Genomic DNA, 14,829 nt, shown 5'->3' with positions numbered 1-14,829 from the left:
GGTCAGCGTGGGCGCTTGAGGAACAGCAGCACCGGGTTCATCGCCGCGCACTGGACGGCGTTGACCAGCTCCCAGCCCTGCTGGCCTTCGCGCTTGAGCACTTCGTTGAGGTCGGCAAGCATGTCCTTGCGGAACAGCTTGGGCTTGATTTCCAGGACCTTCTGTTCCCAGGAAACGGCGTGGTTCATCGGGGACGTCCTTCTTCAGTCTTCGGTAGGCGTGGGATCGACCGCCGGCTCGGCCTTCGGGGCGGCCTTGAGCCGGCCGGCCTTGCGCAGGGCGTCGCGCAGCACGTACTCGATCTGTGCGTTGAGGCTGCGCAGGTCGTCGTCCGACCAGCGCTGCATCGCCTCGAGCACGACCGCGCTGATGCGCAGCGGATAGGCCTTCTTTTCGCTCACGGGCGGACCCGGCGGCCGTCGCGGCCTAGTACAGCGTGCCGGTGTTGACGACCGGCTGTGTCGAGCGGTCGCCGCAGAGCACGACCAGCAGATTGCTGACCATGCTGGCCTTGCGCTCGTTGTCGAGCTCGACCACGCCGCGCTGGCTGAGCTGGTCCAGCGCCATCTCGACCATGCTGACCGCGCCTTCGACGATGCGCTCGCGCGCGGCGACGATCGCGCCGGCCTGCTGGCGCTGCAGCATCGCCTGGGCGATCTCCTGCGCATAGGCCAGGTGGCTGATGCGCGCCTCGATCACGTTGACGCCGGCCTGGGCGAGGCGGTCCTGGATTTCCTGACGCAGGTGCGCATTGACCTTGCTGCCGTCGCCGCGCAGCGAGACCACCTTGTCGTCGTGCGAATCGTACGGGTAGTTCGACGCCATCTGGCGCAGCGCGGCCTCGGCCTGGATCTGCACGAAGTTCTCGTAGTCGTCGACCATGAAGACCGCCTCGGCGGTGTCGACCACCTGCCAGACCACGATCGAGCCGATCTCGATCGGGTTGCCGTCGTTGTCGTTGACCTTGAGCTTGCCCGACTCGAAGTTGCGCACGCGCAGCGAGACGCTGTTGCGCGAATAGAACGGGTTGGTCCAGCGCAGGCCCGGCGTGCGCGCGGTGCCGGTGTAGCGGCCGAACAGCTGCATCACGACGCCGAGGTTGGGCTGGACCTGGAAGAAGCCCTTGGTCATGAGCGCCAGCAGCGCGAAGACGACGATCGGCGGCGCCAGCGCGAGCGGCTGCGAGGTGACCTGCGCGGTGTTCTTGAACCACAGGACGGTAGCGACCATGGCCGCCAGCACGGCGAGCAGGATCGGGATGCCGGGGAGGGAAAGGGCATTGCGTTCGTTCATGGCGGCGCTCCGGGTGAGTGAGCAAAAGATATCAAATTGATATCGAATTGCAAGCGCCGTCGCCGCGCCGTATCCGGGGGTGCGCCGGCCGGCCGGCCGGCCGGCCGGACTCCGGACCGACGGATCAGCGGGACGCGACCGGCTCGACCGCTTCCAGCACCAGGTTGCCGAGCGTGTCGAGGCCGGCATAGAAGCGCCACGGGTCGCCGTCGCCAACCGCCAGCGCGATGTGGCCGGCGTCGAAACCGTCCAGCGCCGCGTCGTAGCTGCGCCACCGGTCGCCGGTCCAGGCCTGCACCCAGGCGTGCGGGACGAACGCATCGCGGGTGCCGGCGAAACCGGGCGCATAGGCCAGTCCGGTGACGACGCGGGCGGCGATACCGTCGGCGCGCGCCAGCGCCGCCAGCAGCACGGCGTGCTCGGTGCAGTCGCCCTCGGGCTTGCGGGCGACTTCCAGCGCCGAGGCATAGCCGACGCCGAGACTCTTGGTCGTGATGAAGCCGCGCACGAAGCCTTCCAGGCGCTGCATGCGCACGGCGGCATCGCCGCCCGCGCCGGCGCCGCGGCGGGCCAGCGCGACGATCTCCGGCGCGCCGCTCTGCAGCCAGTCGTTGGCGGCACGGTCGGCTGCCACCGGTGCGGGTCCGCCGCCGGTACCGGCATCGCGGCGGATCTCCACGCGCCACCGTCCGTCCTGCCGCTCGCTGCGCTGCTCGGCGGTCTGCGGCAGCGCCAGACGGGCCGCATCGCCGTTGCGTGCCGCCAGCGTGTAGCGCAGCCCGTCGCCGAGTTCGGCCGGCATCAGCGGCCGCGGCGACTTCATCAGCAGCCGCTCGAACAGGTCGCTGGTCTGGTTGGGCGCTTCGGCGCAGGCGCGCTCGCAGGCGAGCAGGGTCAGGTCCGCGCCGAGGACCGGCATGATGAATTTCCACGCCGTCAGGTCCTCGTCGACCCAGGCCGTGGTCGCGACCGGCGCGCCGGGGAAGTGGAGCGTCTGCGCCAGCCGCACCAGCTCGCGCGCGCCGCCGGGAAGGTCCACGCGCTCGCGCGGCCCGACCACGGTCGTGATCTCGATCGCGTCCAGCGTGAGGTCCTGGAACGCGAGCGCGGTGTAGCGCGTCCCGGGCGTCAGGCCGGCGCGCAGGCTGGCCAGGCGCAGGCCCTCGGGCAGCAGGGCGCCGGCCGGCCACGGCACCTGGCGCACCTGGTCGACGTGGTCGCCGCTGATCCGCACCGTCGCGTTGCCGCCCGCCACGGTGCCGTCGATCCGGGTCGCGCTGCCCGACAGGCGGCTGGCATTGGCGAAACTCAGCGGCGCGCCGGCCGGTGTCTCGACTGCCTCGGACGCGCTTTCCATCGTCACGCGGCTGCCGGCGCGGTCGAGCACCAGCGCCATCCGCTGCGTGGTGTGCACCGTGCCGTCGCGCAGCGTACGGCCGGCTTCGAGCTGGCCGATCTTGCGGCCGTCGAGCAGGGCGGTGAACCATTGCTGTTGCGGCGGTTCGGCGAGGACGGCAGCAGGCAGCAGGAGCAGGACGGCGAGCAGGAAACGGCGCATGGCGATGGGCGGACGGGATCGATCCGCCATTGTGCCGTATCGACGGCGGCCGGCGCCGCCGCGGGCGGGCCGCCAGCGATCTGCTAGAGTCGCGGCCTTCCATCGGCTGGACCGTTTTCGATCGATGATTGACGCGCTCTCTCCGCCCGCCGGTGCGCCGTCGCGCCGCCGGGCGCTGTTCGGCTTCGCCGTGGCGGCCCTTTTCTCGATTGCAGGCGCTGCGCAGGCGCAGCTGCTGATGCCGGCCAAGCCGGTGACGCCACCGATCTACGACGCCCACGTCGTCAAGGTCTACCCGCACGACCGCGGCGCCTTCACGCAGGGGCTGATCTTCCGCGACGGGTACCTGTACGAAAGCACCGGCCTCAACGGCCAGTCCTCGCTGCGCAAGGTCGAGCTGGCGACCGGCAAGGTGCTGGAGCGGCACGACGTCGACCCGCAGCACTTCGCCGAGGGACTGACCGACTGGCGCGATCGCCTGATCCAGCTCACCTGGCGCACGCAGACCGGCTTCGTCTACGGCCTGGCCGATCTCAAGCAGCAGCGCAGCTTCGGCTACGCCGGCGAAGGCTGGGGCCTCACGCACGACGGCAAGCGCCTGATCATGAGCGACGGTACGGCGACGCTGCGGTTCCTCGATCCGGAGACGTTCGCGGAGACCGGCCGGGTCGAGGTCCGCGTCAACGGCCGGCCGCTGAACGGTCTCAACGAGCTCGAATTCGTCAAGGGCCAGGTGTTCGCCAACGTCTGGCCGACCGACCACATCGTGATGATCGATCCGGCCAGCGGCGAGGTCACCGGCCAGATGGAGCTCATCGGCCTGCTGACCGAGGACGACCGCAAGCCGCCGGTCGACGTGCTCAACGGCATCGCCTACGACGCCAAGGGCGACCGCCTGTTCATCACCGGCAAGTGGTGGCCGAAGCTGTTCGAGATCCGCCTGGAACGGCGCAAGTAGCGGCAGGCGCGTCCGGGCGCATCCGCGCGCCGCGCCGCACCCGGTTGCCGGCGGCGCTCCTCAGCGCCAGGCCCCCGCCGCGACGAAGCCGGCCCAGTACAGCGGATGCGTGGACGCGCCGCGCGCGCGCCGTGCCGCGAGCGTCGCCTGCATCGCCGCCTGCACCGCCGCCGGCGTGTCGCGCCGGTCGACCAGGCGGGCCGTGTAGAGCGCGTGCATGAACTCGGCGGTCGCCGTGTCCTCGACCTTCCAGAGACTCATCACCACCGTGCGCGCGCCGGCCAGGCGGAACGCGCGGCGCAGGCCGAAGACGCCCTCGTCGCCCCGGACGCGGCCGAGCGCGGTCTCGCAGGCCGACAGCACGACCCAGTCGGCGGCGGACAGGTCCAGCGTGGCGATCTCCTCGCTGGTCAGCAGGCCGTCGAGGCCGTTGCGGTCGCCGGCCGCAGGCAGGAACGCCAGGGCCGACAGCCCGGACAGGCCGGCCGGGTCGATCGTCCGGTCCTGGTCCGATGGCCGGTCCAGCGCGATCGCACGCAGGCCGGCGCCATCCAGGCAGCGATCGCCGAACGCGAATGCATGGGTCGCCAGGTGCACGATGGCGTGCCCGGGCAGCGCGCCACGCACGGCCGCCTCGGTAGCGGCGGCACCGGCCAGCACGTCGATCGCGCCGACATGTCCGGCGGCCACCTCGCGCAAGGCGGTGATCTCGCTCGACGCGCCCGGCAGGACGGCGAACGCGTCCGCGTCCAGGCCGGGGCAGGCCTTGCGCAGGCGCGGCGCCGGCAGGGGCGCACCGGCACGGGCCTGTGCGGCGCCTGCCAGCAGCAGCCGTCCGCCGGCCCCCGGCGCGGGCAGCAGGGCTTCGCGCTCGTGGTTGAACAGGTGGAAGCGCCAGCCGGCTTCGGCCAGGTAGCGCCCGTCCGCGCCGACCAGCGCCGCGAAGGCGACGCGATGGAGCACGGGCGAGGGCACGATGTAGAAGCGCCGGTCCTGTGCCGCACCGTCGAGCGGTGCCAGCAGGCTTCGGTACAGCGCCTGCCCGGCGGCTTCGGTCTGCCGGTCGTCGGTGCCGCGCCGCGACGCCAGCGCATACCAGTGCCCGACCTGTTCGGCCACCGCGCGCACCGGCCCGAGATCGATCGCGTGCAGCGGCCGGCCGCGCCGGCCGACCAGCGCGTAGAGCTGCGCGCCATCGACCGGATCGCGCAGGTAGCGGTCGGCGCTGGCCGCGGGCGACTCGACGAAGTGCACCAGCACGGCACCGTCCGGCAGCGCATCGAGCGCGGCGGCGAGGTCGCCGTGCCCGGCCGACAGTGCCGCGCTGGCCGGCAGGTCCAGCGCGGCGATGCGGCGTTCGCTGGCGTCGACCCGGTCCTGCGCCTGATCCACCGCGCTGATCGCTGCGGCCGACGGCGAGCGGGTCGCGGCGACGCGGGCCGCCGACAGCGCCTCGTTCGCCGATCGCCAGGCCTGCCACGGCGCGAGGCCGGCCGGCGTGCGGGCCGCGGCCGCGGCCGCGATGCGCAAGGCGGCGGCTTGGGTCACGATGCCGCCGGCCTCGAGCACCCACGTCCAGGCCTGTGCGGTCAGCGCCGGATCGCCGCTGTCGGCGGCGATCGCGACCGCCAGCGCGGCCAGGTCCTGCTCGCTGCCGTCCAGCGCCAGCATCTGCCGTTCGCTGAGCTGGCCGAGCGCGGCCCGGCGCACGCGCATCGACGAGGCGTGCGCGCGGCCGAGGTCTGCCAGCGCCTGGGCGTGGCGCCCCTGGCCCCAGTGCGCGGCGGCCCGGCCGGCCAGGCCGCGGCGTGAATTGATCTCCTCGAAATCGCGGCCGTCGCCGAGGCGTTCCAGAAAGCGTCCGTACAGCGTTTGCGCCTCGCCGTAGCGGCGTTGCCAGAGGCGCAGCGTGGCGAGCTTCTCGTACGGCGTCAGCGGGACCGAGCCGAAGGCCGCGTCCGGTGCCGCCTCGTAGGCGGCGATCAGGTTCTCGTAGATCGCCGCCGCCTGGTCGAGCTGGCCGTTGCCTTGCAGCGCCTCGGCGTGGTTCAGGCGCGTGGCGCGCGCCTGCGGCGAGTCGGCGCCGAACAGCCGCTCGAAGATCGGCAGCACCCGCGCGTGGTAGGTGGCCGCGCGCGCGGCATCGCCGGCGTTGCCGTGCAGCGAGCCGAGGCTCTTGAGCGCCAGTGCCAGCAGGTAGCCGCCGCTGGTCGGCTGCTTCTCCTCGATCGCCACGGCCGCCTCGAACGCCGCCTGCGCGCGGCCGACGTCGCCGACCATGCCCAGGTTCTGGCCGAGCGCGATCAGCGCGTCCACGTGCAGGCGCTGCCGATAGGGCCGCAGGTCCGCGGCGATGCGTACGCCGTGCTCGAGCGCCTCGATACCCTCGGCGTAGCGGCCCGATTCGCGCAGCGCATAGCCGAGCCAGGTCAGCGCATCGCTGCGGCGGGCGCTGTCCGCGCCGAAGTGGCTGCGTGCGTAGGTCTCGTAGGCCTGCAGGGCGGCCACGGCTTCGGCCAGCTTCTGGTCGTCGAGCTTGATGCGCCCGTCGCTGCGCAAGGCCGCCGCCAGCGCCCGCTGGCGCTCGGGCCGGTGTGCGCGCAGCACGCCGAGCGCGTGCCGGGTGCGCGCTTCGCCGTCGCGCGGCTTGCCGAGGAAGTAGTACTCGCCGATGCCGGCCAGCACGTCGATCTCGGCGCGGTCGGCGTCATCGGCGGCCAGCACGCGCTCGCCGATCGCCACGGCGGCGGCGACCGCCGTGCGGAACGCGGCGAAATCGCGGCGCTGCAGCTGCCAGCGCGCCTCGCGCAGCAGCGCGCGTGCCGACTCGCGCGACGCGGCGCCGGCCAGCGCCTGCGCCAGCTCGCGCTCGCGCCGGATCAGGGCGGCCGTCTCCGGCAGGTCCTGGCGATCGCTTTCGAGCAGCAGGTCCACGCGCTGGTCGATGGCCTGCAGTAGCGAGGGCGAGGCCGCGTCGTGCTCGCGCTCGGCGGCGGCGATGCGTTCGCGCGTCAGGCGGTCGGCGAGCGCGTAGTCCTCGGCACGCAGTGCGCGCTCGACCGCATCGACCGGCTCGGCCGCCGGCACGGCGATGCCGCCGGTGCACAGCGCGAGTCCGATGATGCCGTGGCGTATCCACCTGCGCATGCGCCCTCCGGCGGCGTCGTGCCGCAGCCGGCCGCCAGCGGCCGGCGCGCCCATCCTACCGCCGACGCGCGGGCCGGCGCCGCGAAGGCGTCCGGTCCGGGGCCTAGGGCGTGTCATCAATCCCCCGGCAGGTCGCGTTGGCCCTGGAAAGTCGTCAGGGGGTGTAGTGTGGCGCCGCGCCTGACTGGCCGTCAGGTCAAGCCGCGCAACGCGCGCTGGCGGCTTTCCAGGGCCAACCCGTAGGGCCGCTCTTGCGTGCGCCCGGGACTGCGTCATCGCTCGGGCGTGGACCGACGTCCACTTCCTCCCTCTTCCTTGTCCCGGACGCACGCAAGAACGGCGCGGCCTACCGAGGGATTGATGACACGCCCTAGCGTGCCGCCGGAGCAGCGCCGGCGTCGCTGCGGCGCAGCCGCAGCCAGTGGGTCTCGGCGAGCGGGGAGGCCGTGGCACGCAGGTCGCTCGCGAGCGCCTCCAGCCCGGCGCTGCGACGCGCAGCCGCCGAAGGAACGATCGCGTCGACGCCGCGGAAGCGTTCGTCATCGTCACCGCTGCCGTCGGCGATCGCGCGGCCGGCGCCGGCCTGTTCCAGCGCCGGCAGCGCCTGCGGTGCCACCACCAGCAGCAGCCGCTCCTCGCTGCCGTTGGCCGCGCCGATGCGCCACTGGCGATCGGTACCGGCCACGCTGCCGGGCAGGCGCACGGTCGCCGTCGGGTCGAGCGGGTTGGCCCGCGTCTGCGGCAGCGGAAACAGCGTGGCGACCTCGCGCGCGCCGTCCTCGGCCAGCACGTAGGCCCAGCACCGCCGGGCGCAGCGCAGCTCGAGATAGAGCGTATCGCCGCGGCGCACCGGTGCGCCGTCGAACAGCGGCGCTGCGGTGTCGCCGCGCAGCCAGTGCACCTCGACCGCCAGCGGCTCGGGCGGCGGCGGCCGTAGCGCCAGCACGGCGATGACGGTCGCCGCCAGCGCCGCCGCGATCCAGGCCAGCAACGTGGAGAGCGACCGCGGCGGCGCGGCCAGCGCGGCTTCGAACGCGCCGGCACTGGCCGGCCGCTGCGCCGGATCCGGCGCGATCGCCCGTTCAATGGCGCCGACCAGGCGCGCCGGCAGGTCCGGGCGCCGGTCGCGCAGGTGCAGGCGATGGCCGGCGCGATGGGCCGCCAGCAGCGCGTCGAGGTTGGCGCCGACCACCGGCGCGGTGCCCGCCAGCAGGTGGAACAGCGTGGCGCCGAGCGCGTACAGGTCGCTGGCCACGCTCGGCCGCCCGCCCGCGAGCACTTCCGGCGCCAGGTAGAGCGGGCTGCCGGACAGCGGCGGTCCGGGGTGGCCGCCGGGATGCAGCGGGACGGCCGAGCCGAGGTCGCACAGCACGTAGCGGCCCTCGCGCGTGCGCAGCAGGTTGGCCGGCTTGACGTCGCCGTGGGCGAAACCGGCCTGGTGCACGGCGGCGAGTGCGCCGCACATCGCGCTGCCGATCGCACGGACCTCCTCGCCGCCGAAGCGGCCCTCGCGCTGCAGGCGCTCGTCGAGGTTCTCGCCGTCGACGAACTCGCTCCAGATGCCGGTCCGGCCGTGCTCGACCTCGGCGCCGAGCACGCGCAGCACGTTGGGGTGGTCGATGCGCGCCAGCAGGCAGGCTTCGTCGAGCAGGCGCGCCTGCTGCCGGGCCTCCAGGGGCGCCGCCGGGCGCAGCTTGAGCGCCACCGTGCGATCGAGCAGCGGGTCGTGCGCGCGCCAGACCTCGCCGCCGAAGCCGCCGCCGATCCGCTCGCGCAGCACGAGGCGCTGGAAGCGGCCGGCAGCCGGCACCGCCGCGGCGCTGCGGTAGGCGGCAGCGATCGATTCGATGCGCCGGAGCGCGCGCAGCTGCGGCGGCGAGAGTTCGCGTGCGGCTGCATCCCAGTCCAGCGCGGCGCGATCGGCCAGCTGTTCGACGAAGCGCTGGAGGGATTCGTCATTCATCGCCGAGCACGCCCGCCAGGAGTGCCAGCGCACGCGATACCCGCATGCGGGCGGCGTTCGCGCTGGGCGCGCCGATCGCGGTCGCCAGCTCCTGGTGGCTGAGGCCGAACTCGAGGCTGAGCACGACCGCCTCGCGCAGGTCCGGCGGCAAGGTCTCCAGCGCGCCCTGGTAGCTGGCCAGGCTGTCCGCGCCGACCGCCGCGACCACGTCCTGCGGCGCGAGGGCGTCCAGGTCCACGCGATGGAAGCGGCCGCCGCGCGCCTCCGAGCGCCGCAGCTCGTCGCGCATCAGGTTCTGGAAGATCTGGCGCAGCCAGGCCGTGAACGCACCAGGATGCCGCGGGTCGAAGCCGTCCAGGTGCGAGAACGCGCGCAGCAGCGTCAGCTGCACCAGGTCGGCGGTCTCCGACAGGTCGCGCGCGTGGTGCGGGAGGCGCCCGTGTGCCCAGCGCGTCAATGCGACCTGGTAGCGGCGCAGCAAGGCGTCGCGTGCCTGGACATCGCCCTCGCGGGCACGATCGAGCAGGTCCTGGGTATCGGCGCTGTCCATCCGCATACCGGCGTGATCTTCCATGGAAGTATAGAGCGGCCCGGCCGGCGCGCGCGGGACCGGCCCGCCGCCGATGCGGCGCCGGTACCGGCGTGTACCGGCCACGGCCCGTAACCGGCGCCGCCAGCGTCATTCGAAGTCGTCCTGGAAGATCACGTCGCTGTAGAGGTAGGACACGCACGGGGAGAATTCGGACGTGTCGCCGGCCTCGTTGCGGGCGACGGCGGTGATCGTGCGGTCGGCCAGGCCGGTCGAGGACACCGCCACGCTGAAGCTCGCCGTGGAGTAGAAGCCGGGAATCGGCGACGGCGGCGTCGTCACCGCCGTCGCCCCGATCGAGCGCTGGCCCTCGCCGCGGCCGCTGGGGTCGCAGGCATCGGACTGGTAGACCTCGATCACGTAGGTCTGGCCGGGCGGCGCGGTCAGGCCGCCGCTGACGGTGCCGTCGTAGAAGCCGCCGCCGGCCAGGCCGATCACCGGATGGTTCTGCACGCCGTCGCCGGTCTGGGCGCTGGTGTTGTTCGGTGTGACGCCGTCGCCGCCGATGTCGATGCCGAGCGCACCGTTGCGGTAGATGCGGTTCAGGCCGAGCAGGTTGGACAGGCCGTCGATGTCGACGATACCGGCACCGACATTGCCGGCGATCGCGTTGGCGATCACGAGATTGTCGTGTGCGCCGAGGCGGATGTGGACGCCGTTGCCGCCATTGGGCAGCAGCGGCTCCGATCCGAACGGCGGGGTCAGGCAGGCCGGGCAGCGGCCGATCTGGTTGCCGGCGATGATGTTGCCGGTGGTGCCGGCGTTGGACAGCAGTACGCCGTCCCCGCGGTTGCCGCTGATCCAGTTGCCGTTGACGAAGTTGCCGTCGGTACTGCGCAGCACGACGCCGGTGGTATTGCCGTCGGTTCCCAGGCCCAGCGGCTTCGGGCCGATGTAGTTGTTGAGCACCTGGACGTTGGCCGGATGGACGGTGCTGGAGCCGATGTCGATGGCGGCGGCATTGGCGCTGTTGAAGTAGTTGCGCTGGGCCGGGTCGCTGCCGCCGATGAACACGTTGCTGGCGGCGAAACCGGCGACGATGCCGTTCTGCAACACGTTCAACGCGACCGGGTTGGCGGGCGGCCCGATGAAGCCGCCGAACTGGTTGCCGCTGACCTGGTGGCCGTTGCCGGCCAGCAGGGTGAGCGCCGCGGCACCGGAGGCGAACGTGGTGCCGCCGAAGCCGATGCCGGACACGTCGAGGCTGACATTGTCGCCGCCGATGAAGACGCGCATCAGCGTGGACAGTTCCTGGTTGCCCCACAGGCCCACGCAGATCGTCGGCGGGCCGTTGACCCCCGGTACGCTGCCGGGCTGGCTGTAGCCTTCGATGCGCACGCTGTCGGTGATGTCCGGCAGGCCCTGTCCCGCGAACTGGAAGATGACCTGCGGGCAGCTGCCGGGAATCGCGAAGCGGATGACCTGGGTGCCGGGCGTGGTATTGGACTGCTCGATCGCGCTGGCCAGCGAGCCGGCGCCCGCGCCGGCGGTCGTCGTCACGACCAGGACCGTCGCGTTCGACACGTCGGTCTCCCACGGGCCACGGTCGACGATGCCACCGACCACGCGTGGGTTGCCGACGATGTCGGTCGCCGTCTGCCCGCCGCTCGGCGGCATCACGCCGCTGTTGATCGCCGGCGAGGTGCCGGCCAGCCGGTAGTCGCCGGCGGCCGGGTCCAGGAACTGCGGATCGAAGCTGTTGTTGCCGACGTCGATCGACGGCAGGGCGGTGAACGCGGTGCCGTCGAGCGTGTTGTGGCGCAGGTGGAAGTTCGCCGAGCTGACGTTATGCACCGCCAGTCCGAGCGCGTTGTTCCAGAAGATGGTGTTGTCGACGTCCAGCGGCGCGTCCGGGGCGCCGTTGATGCACAGCGCCGTGCCGGCATTGCGCGCGAACGTGCTCTGCTGGACGACGACGTCTTCTTCGGTGAAGACCTGCGCCGAGCAGCCGGAGGCCGAGCTGGCGTTGTCGGCGAGGACGACCTGATGCAGGCGCAACGAGGCGTCGTTGCCCGGCGCCAGCAGCAAGGCGCGCTGCGCCGCGCCCTCGAAGAGGGCACCACCGGAACGCTCGATGCGCACGCGGTCCAGTGTCCAGCGCGTGTCGCTGCCGAACAGGCTGGTCGTGCTGGCGACGTCCACGCCGCGGCCGTAGCCGCGCAGCGTCAGCGACTTGAGCAGCAGGTCGCCGTCGACGTAGAGATCGAAGCTGTAGGCGCCGCCGATCGTCACCGGACGGAAGACCGTCAGCGCCGGGTCCAGCGAACGGCCGGCCTCCGAGCAGGCGGCGTCCGAATAGCCGCCCAGCACCGTGAGATTGTGGTCGAGGTCGTCCTGGAAGGTGCCGCCCCGGATGTCCAGCGTGACGTACTCGCCGCGCCAGACCTTGATGATCGTGTCGTCGTCACGTGCCGCGTTCAGCGCCTGCTGGAAGCTCGTGGCGTTGTTGACGCACCAGGTGGTATCGGCCCGGGCGACCGGGGTGGCGGCAGCCACGAGCAGGATGACGCAACAGAGGAAGGACGGACGCATGGCGGCCTCGCGAGCGGTGTGGGGTCTCCGGTACAACGCCATCGGAGGTGCCGATCGCACGCCACGACGGCGTGGAAGGCGCATGCGTCATTCGAAGTCGTCTTCGAACAGCACGCCGAAGGCCGGCGAGAACTCGCTCGAATAGCCGCGGGCGTCGGTCGCCACGGCCACCAGCGGCACCGCCCGCGCGCCGGGCGGCAGCGCCAGCACGATCGTGCGCGGCTGCTGCGCCGCGCCGGCCGGGTAGCTGTCCCGGCCCAGCAGCGCGCCGTTGCCGCCCTGCACGTTCTCGTAGAAGTCCACCCGCAGCGGATAGGCCGATGCCTGCGGAGACGAGTCGACGCGGTAGGTCACCTGCAGCTGGCCGCCGGCCACCACGGCGGCGTCGATCTGCGGCCAGTTCTGGCCGCCGTTGGCGCCGGCGTCGGCATCCGCGGGGTCGTTCGGCGTGGGCCCGGCCGGCGCCAGGTCGACATTCGTGCGGCCGATGCCGCGGTTGTGCTGGATCCGGTTGCCGCGATTGTCGAAGCTCTCGCCGATGCGCCCTTCGCGGCTGAGGATGCCGGCGCCGTGGTTGTAGGCGATCAGGTTGGCCTGGCCCGGGCCGTCGCCGCCGATCGGCGCCGGCGAGTCGTCCTGTGCCACGCGCCAGAGCACGATGCCGCCGCTGAACCGCGGCGTGTCCGGATAGCCGTTGGGGATCGCGCGCGTGCCGGTCCAGTCGGTGCCGATGTAGTTGCCGAGGATCTCGAACTGCGCGTAGGCGGCGAAGCCGAGCGTGCCGAACAGCGCGATGCCGCCGCTGCCGTGGTTGCCCGAGATCAGGTTGCGCGCGGCGACGGACGCCCCGCCGATGCGCAGGCGCGGGTTGCCCGAGCCGGCGTTGACGATGATGCCGGCGCCGTTGCCGGCGATGCTGCCGGGCAGGGCCCTGCCGGCACCGGCATCGGTGCCGATCAGGTTGCCCTCGATGACGGTCTCGCCGTTGCCGGCGACGACCGCACCGTTGCCGCAGTTGGCCAGCAGGTTGCGCTGGGCCGGCAGTGTGCCACCCAGCTGCAGCGTCCCGGCGGTCGTGATGCAGGCCATCGAGGCGCTCGGGACGGCGGCGGTCCCGTCCGCGGTGGTGCCGATGTAGCAGCCGTGGAGCGTCAGTCGCGCGCCCGCCGCGCCACCCCCGATGTGCGGCGCGAAGCCGTTGATGACCAGGCCGCGCAGCGTGACGCTGGCGGGTGCGCTGCCGCCTTCCAGCACGAAGCCGAAGCCGTTGCCCGGACCGGTGACCTGGATCATCGGCACCGCGTCGAGGCCGCCCTGGTCCGGCGCCAGCGTATTGGCGTGACTGCCGGGCTGGGTGAAGCCGTCGATCGTCAGCACGCCGCGCAGGTTCGGCAGCCGCGTCGCCGGGGTGATCGTGAACGGGCCGGCGCCGGGGATCGCGAAGGCGATCGTGTCGGCGTCGGATGTCGCATTGGCATCGGTGATCGCCTGGCGCAGCGAGCCGGCGCCGCTGTCGCCGGTATGGACCACGGTCAGTGTCGCCGCCGGCACGGCAGCGCCGGCCAGCAGGCCGGACAGGGCGAAGGCGAGGCGCAGCGCGCGGGGCCGGAGCGGTGGCGGGAGGAGCGACATGGCGAGCCTTCGCGGAGGAGGATGGGCCGTACAACGCAGGCCGGGGACGCGATTGCACGCGGGTGCTGCCGTCCGCGGCCGCCGTGACGCTAGGGGTCCGGCGTGGCCTCGAACGGTACGCGCAGCAGCACGTCGGTCTCGAACGCGCCGATGTCCACGCTGCGGCCCTGCAGGCGCGGCGCCTGCGCCGCGTCGAGCGCGCCGAGGCCGCCCGCGGCCTGCGGGTCGCCGCGGTTGACCAGCGGCGAGTCCGGCGCCAGCCGCGTGCTGAGCAGCCCCGGCTCGAAGCCGGGCGGGACCGACAGGTTGCCGCCACTGCCGGGCGCGGGCGGCTGGCCGGTCAGCGATCCGATGTCGTTGCTGCTCAGGCGCGCGCTGCCGATGTTGCCCAGGTGCAGGTCCCCGCCGGCATTGCCCCAGAGGATGTTGTTGCTGATGCTGAAGTCGGCCACGCCGCCGACGCACAGGCCGCCGCAGAGCGCGCCGGGCAGCGTGGCGGTATTGGCGAGGATCGTATTGCCGGTGACGAACGCCGACGGACCGGTGCTGACGTTCAGCACGATGCCGCCGCCTTCCGGCGCGCGATTGCCGAGCACGAGGTTGTTGCGCAGTACCAGCACGAAGTCCGAGGTGCTGATCGCGATGCGCGCGGCGCCGGCGCTGCCGGTGTCCTGGTTGCCGTGGAACAGGTTCCGCTCGACCTGCACGCGGCGGCTGCTGGTCTCGATCGACAAGCCGCCGCCGGCGATCGCGCCGGTGTTGCGGCCGTTGCTGAAGACCAGGTCGGTGATCGCCAGGTCGCCGGTCGCATCCGAGAACGCATACAGGATGCGGTGCTGGCCCTGTCCGTCGAGGATCGAGCTCGGGCCGGCCTGGGCGGTGCAGCCGGCGTTCCAGCGCCCCGACAGCGTCAAGGCGAAGGCCTGGTGGGTCGAATAGACCAGCGGCGCGGCCAGCGCGTAGGTGCCGGCCACCACGCGCACGTCATCGGCCTCGCCGTTGGCGCGCGCGACGGTCAAGGCTGCGTCGAGCTCTGCCGGGCTGCCGACGCAGAAGACGGCGGCCTGCGCCGCGGGCGAAATCAAGGCGGCCAGGATCGGCTTGAGGTGGGCGGGCAGTGGCATGGGGTGCTCCGGGCCGGGGGTGTGCCGGGTACA

The 14,829-nt window shown here is 72.7% G+C and carries 11 protein-coding genes; 1 reads left to right on the top strand and 10 read right to left on the bottom strand.

All coding sequences use genetic code 11. From position 1 onward, the window contains the following. Positions 1-2: 2 nt before the first annotated feature. From I596_RS10395 to I596_RS10380, 4 genes are all read right to left on the bottom strand, one after another. On the bottom strand, positions 3-188 hold the full coding sequence (locus I596_RS10395; protein ID WP_067647395.1) for a DUF4177 domain-containing protein: 186 nt from the start codon (positions 186-188) through the stop codon (positions 3-5). A 15-nt stretch (positions 189-203) separates the two neighbouring features. Further along, positions 204-401: a type II toxin-antitoxin system antitoxin gene (locus tag I596_RS10390; protein ID WP_067647392.1), complete on the bottom strand. Its 198-nt coding sequence runs from the start codon at positions 399-401 to the stop codon at positions 204-206. A gap of 25 nt (positions 402-426) precedes the next feature. After that, positions 427-1,293: an SPFH domain-containing protein gene (locus I596_RS10385; protein ID WP_067647389.1), complete on the bottom strand. Its 867-nt coding sequence runs from the start codon at positions 1,291-1,293 to the stop codon at positions 427-429. A gap of 124 nt (positions 1,294-1,417) precedes the next feature. Next, positions 1,418-2,851 carry a transglutaminase-like domain-containing protein gene (locus I596_RS10380; protein WP_067647386.1) on the bottom strand — a complete coding sequence of 478 codons (1,434 nt, stop codon included), beginning with the start codon at positions 2,849-2,851 and terminating at the stop codon, positions 1,418-1,420. A 124-nt stretch (positions 2,852-2,975) separates the two neighbouring features. Here I596_RS10380 and I596_RS10375 point away from each other — a divergent pair, with 124 nt between their 5' ends. Then, positions 2,976-3,809 carry a glutaminyl-peptide cyclotransferase gene (locus tag I596_RS10375; RefSeq protein ID WP_083965507.1) on the top strand — a complete coding sequence of 278 codons (834 nt, stop codon included), beginning with the start codon at positions 2,976-2,978 and terminating at the stop codon, positions 3,807-3,809. A 60-nt stretch (positions 3,810-3,869) separates the two neighbouring features. On the opposite strand, the gene I596_RS10370 is transcribed toward I596_RS10375, so the two are convergent. The 6 genes from I596_RS10370 to I596_RS10345 all read right to left on the bottom strand — a co-directional run bounded on the left by I596_RS10370 (position 3,870) and on the right by I596_RS10345 (position 14,796). Further along, positions 3,870-6,956 (bottom strand): CHAT domain-containing tetratricopeptide repeat protein, encoded by a 3,087-nt coding sequence (locus tag I596_RS10370; RefSeq protein WP_150132105.1) that lies wholly within the window; start codon positions 6,954-6,956, stop codon positions 3,870-3,872. A gap of 370 nt (positions 6,957-7,326) precedes the next feature. Next, a complete protein-coding gene (locus tag I596_RS10365; protein WP_067647380.1) occupies positions 7,327-8,919 on the bottom strand; it encodes a serine/threonine protein kinase in 1,593 nt (530 codons plus the stop codon). Beyond that, complete coding sequence (locus I596_RS10360; RefSeq protein WP_067647377.1) at positions 8,912-9,469, bottom strand: RNA polymerase sigma factor; 558 nt, start codon at positions 9,467-9,469, stop codon at positions 8,912-8,914. Before I596_RS10360 ends, I596_RS10365 begins: the two co-directional genes overlap by 8 nt. A 129-nt stretch (positions 9,470-9,598) precedes the next feature. Beyond that, positions 9,599-12,040, bottom strand: coding sequence for a right-handed parallel beta-helix repeat-containing protein (locus I596_RS10355; RefSeq protein ID WP_067647374.1), 2,442 nt, complete (start codon positions 12,038-12,040; stop codon positions 9,599-9,601). 87 nt (positions 12,041-12,127) lie between these two features. Beyond that, entirely contained in the window at positions 12,128-13,672 is a 1,545-nt protein-coding gene (locus I596_RS10350; protein WP_067647372.1) for a hypothetical protein, read from the bottom strand. An 89-nt stretch (positions 13,673-13,761) separates the two neighbouring features. Continuing rightward, complete coding sequence (locus tag I596_RS10345; RefSeq protein WP_067647369.1) at positions 13,762-14,796, bottom strand: choice-of-anchor Q domain-containing protein; 1,035 nt, start codon at positions 14,794-14,796, stop codon at positions 13,762-13,764. Between the last annotated feature and the right edge of the window lie 33 nt (positions 14,797-14,829).

Origin of the sequence: Dokdonella koreensis DS-123 (assembly GCF_001632775.1) — a bacterium.
Taxonomy (GTDB): Bacteria; Pseudomonadota; Gammaproteobacteria; order Xanthomonadales; family Rhodanobacteraceae; genus Dokdonella; species Dokdonella koreensis.
Note: the sequence above shows the minus strand (reverse complement) of the source record. Positions and strands in the feature narration are given on the sequence as shown.

Bases quoted from the DNA above. Each gene is read 5' to 3' on its own strand.
- I596_RS10395 (WP_067647395.1), bottom strand. From the start codon at position 188: ATGAACCACGCCGTTTCCTGGGAACAGAAGGTCCTGGAAATCAAGCCC.
- I596_RS10385 (WP_067647389.1), bottom strand. From the start codon at position 1,293: ATGAACGAACGCAATGCCCTTTCCCTCCCCGGCATCCCGATCCTGCTC.
- I596_RS10380 (WP_067647386.1), bottom strand. From the start codon at position 2,851: ATGCGCCGTTTCCTGCTCGCCGTCCTGCTCCTGCTGCCTGCTGCCGTC.
- I596_RS10375 (WP_083965507.1), top strand. From the start codon at position 2,976: ATGATTGACGCGCTCTCTCCGCCCGCCGGTGCGCCGTCGCGCCGCCGG.
- I596_RS10370 (WP_150132105.1), bottom strand. From the start codon at position 6,956: ATGCGCAGGTGGATACGCCACGGCATCATCGGACTCGCGCTGTGCACC.
- I596_RS10365 (WP_067647380.1), bottom strand. From the start codon at position 8,919: ATGAATGACGAATCCCTCCAGCGCTTCGTCGAACAGCTGGCCGATCGC.
- I596_RS10360 (WP_067647377.1), bottom strand. From the start codon at position 9,469: ATGGACAGCGCCGATACCCAGGACCTGCTCGATCGTGCCCGCGAGGGC.
- I596_RS10355 (WP_067647374.1), bottom strand. From the start codon at position 12,040: ATGCGTCCGTCCTTCCTCTGTTGCGTCATCCTGCTCGTGGCTGCCGCC.
- I596_RS10350 (WP_067647372.1), bottom strand. From the start codon at position 13,672: ATGTCGCTCCTCCCGCCACCGCTCCGGCCCCGCGCGCTGCGCCTCGCC.
- I596_RS10345 (WP_067647369.1), bottom strand. From the start codon at position 14,796: ATGCCACTGCCCGCCCACCTCAAGCCGATCCTGGCCGCCTTGATTTCG.